Origin of the sequence: Kitasatospora sp. NPDC093558, from assembly GCF_040683475.1 — a bacterium.
GTDB lineage: Bacteria > Actinomycetota > Actinomycetes > Streptomycetales > Streptomycetaceae > Kitasatospora.
The window spans coordinates 1-2,501 of the sequence record NZ_JBFBDY010000811.1; the positions used below are offsets into that span (position 1 = coordinate 1).

Here is a 2,501-nt window from a genome sequence, read left to right on the forward strand (position 1 = left end):
GACCGACGTCGGCGCAGGCGACGGTGCCGGGCCGGGAGGCGGCCTGCTGGGACGCGGCCTGCTGCCGCCAGGGGCGCTGCCCGGCGAACGCGGCCGCGGCGAGCACCGAGGCGCCGCCGACCGCCAATATCCCGGCCAGGAGAAGGGCGAGCACCTTCCTTCTGGCGGTGTCGCGTTTGTGAATCCTCATGGTGGCACCTTCGTAACGGGATCGGGCCTGTCGGGCAGGCCGGGGAATGCCTTGTGCCGGCGCGGGGTCCGGGCGGGCGTCTAGCGCTGCGGCGTCGGGCTGTCGCTCGGGCTGTCGCTCGGGTTCTGGCTCGGGTTCGGTATCTGGCTCGGGTTGGAGCTCGGGGCGGAGTTCCCGGTCGGGTTCGGGCTCGGGTCCGGATTCCGGCTCGGACCGGAAGTGCCGGTCGGCGGTCCGGAAAGGTCGCCGAAATTCACCAGTCCGGTTTCCTCCAGGACCGTCATGTGGTCCAGGACGGTCGAGTTGGCCGTGGTCGCGAGATCGCGGACCGCGGAATTCCGGGTACCGGCGCGGACTTGGGCGACCACCGCGAACACCTGGCCGTGCGCATTGCGCACGATGTTCGCGAACAGCCGGTCGAACTGGGCGCCCTGGGCGTCGTCCAGCTGCTTCAGCCACGCCTTCTGCTGGTCGCTCGGCTCGTCGGGCACGCCGAGGCCCAGGGTCCTGGCCGTGTCCAGCACGGCCCGGTCGAGGTCAGAGTTCCCGTCGATCAGGTGCCGGCCCGCGGTCCAGACCTCGGGCGTGCCGCCCTTGGCGACGGCCATCCGGCCTGCGGGGATCTCCCACAGCCCGGCCAGCCGGACCCGTTTGACGAAGTCCCGGTCGAGCGGCGTCAGCGGGCCGGACGACGTCTGCACCGTCTGCACCGCTTGGGCCGCCCCCGGCGACCCCTCCGCCCGTGCCGTGCGGTACGAGCCCGCCGACCGCACGATGGGGAGCGCCAGGGCCGTCCCCGTGCACAGCACGGCCACGATCACGAGAAGGGTGGCGAACCATCGCGGAAGCCTGTTCGCCCGGGGAATTCCGTAACCGGTCTTTCCGGGTTCGCGTTTCTTCCTCGAAGATGACATCGACTTCCTCATCACGCCGTGATTCCGTTCGCCGTCACCGGGCGCAGCGGTCCGTCGGCCGGAACGCCGCGGAACCTCCCGGGAACCGCCGGCCGCTGGCGGGCCGGTCACCAGGGAAAGAGGCCGGGCCCGAGGTTTCGTCCCGTGACTTTGCCGATCCTTTACCTTGTGCGAGCGGCGGGGCCGAGCCGGAGCGCCATTCCCGACGCTTGTTCGACAACCCGTCAGCATGTGCGAGGAGCAAGCGAAAGGCGACTGTGGCGCAGGGCCCGGCAGGCGGTAGATTGCCCTACCGGTCGGTACCGCGAGGCGCCGCACCGGTCCCCGGTGACCCCCTTACCGTCCGGACGCGAGCGAGGCCACGTGCGACTGAACCTCAATCAACTGGCGATATTCGCCAAGGTCATCGAATGCGGCGGCTTCTCGGCGGCGAGCCAGGTCCTGTTCCTGAGCCAGTCGTCCGTGTCGAAACAGGTCCAGAACCTCGAATTGGCCCTGCGGACCAGGCTGGTCGACCGCTCGGGCCCGAAGATCCGCCCGACCCTGGCCGGCGAGGTGCTGCTCGCGCAGTCCAAGGAGGTGCTCGCGCTCGCCGACCAGGCCGTCGCCGCCGTCCAGGCCGCGGCGCTCCTGAACGAGGACCCGCTGGTGATCGGCAGCACGAGCACGATCGGCGGGCACGTGCTGCCGTCCGTCCTGCTCGAACTGCGGCAGCGGGCGCCCGAGATCCGCTACGGCCTCGTCGTCGGCAGCGCCGACCAGCTAACCACCGCGCTGGAGGAGGGCCGGGTCGGCGTCGCGCTCAGCGGCAGCCCCATGCCCGCCGGGCGCTACCGGTCGGAACGCCTCGCCGACGACGACATGCTGCTCGTCTGCCCGGCCGGCCACCCCCTGGCGGGGCGGGAGATCACCCCCGCCGACCTATCGGACGAAACGTTCCTGCTGCGCGAGACCGGCTCACACACGCGCCGTCAGCTGACCGACCTCCTGCACCGCTGGGAGCTGTCCGGCGCCCGCACGCTCGACCTGTGGGGCACCGAAGGCGTCAAGGAAGCCGTGCGGATCGGCCTGGGGGTGGGGCTGGTGGCCCGCCGGTCCGTGCAACTCGACCTGCGGCACGGCGTACTGGCCGAGTTGCGGATCCACCCGGCCCCCGAGCACCGGACCGTGACGGCCTGCTCGACCCTGGCCCGCCCGCTCACGGCCAACGAGCAACTGCTGCTCCTGGTGCTGCGGGACGCCGCCCGGGCGGCCGTGGAGGCGTGAACCTGCTTCAGGCAGCCCCGCGGGTCGGTGTCCAGGTGGCGGGCCCGGGCGGGCTCCCCCCTGTGATCACGGCCAGCAGCACCACGACTTCCCAGCGGTGGTGCCGATCACTAAGGTCTTCGGACTGTGAC

General features: G+C 71.5%; 2 protein-coding genes and 1 pseudogene. 1 reads left to right on the top strand and 2 read right to left on the bottom strand.

What is annotated here, in order from left to right; genetic code table 11:
- Positions 1–190 (bottom strand): annotated as a pseudogene (locus AB0O00_RS35510) (hypothetical protein); the annotation flags it as partial.
- Between the two features lie 80 nt (positions 191–270).
- The gene (locus tag AB0O00_RS35515; RefSeq protein ID WP_363658831.1) at positions 271–1,011 is read right to left on the bottom strand and encodes a DUF4142 domain-containing protein; all 741 of its coding nucleotides are present in this window, start codon (positions 1,009–1,011) and stop codon (positions 271–273) included.
- A gap of 456 nt (positions 1,012–1,467) precedes the next feature.
- Here AB0O00_RS35515 and AB0O00_RS35520 point away from each other — a divergent pair, with 456 nt between their 5' ends.
- Entirely contained in the window at positions 1,468–2,370 is a 903-nt protein-coding gene (locus tag AB0O00_RS35520) for a LysR family transcriptional regulator (protein WP_363658832.1), read from the top strand.
- Positions 2,371–2,501 lie beyond the last annotated feature (131 nt).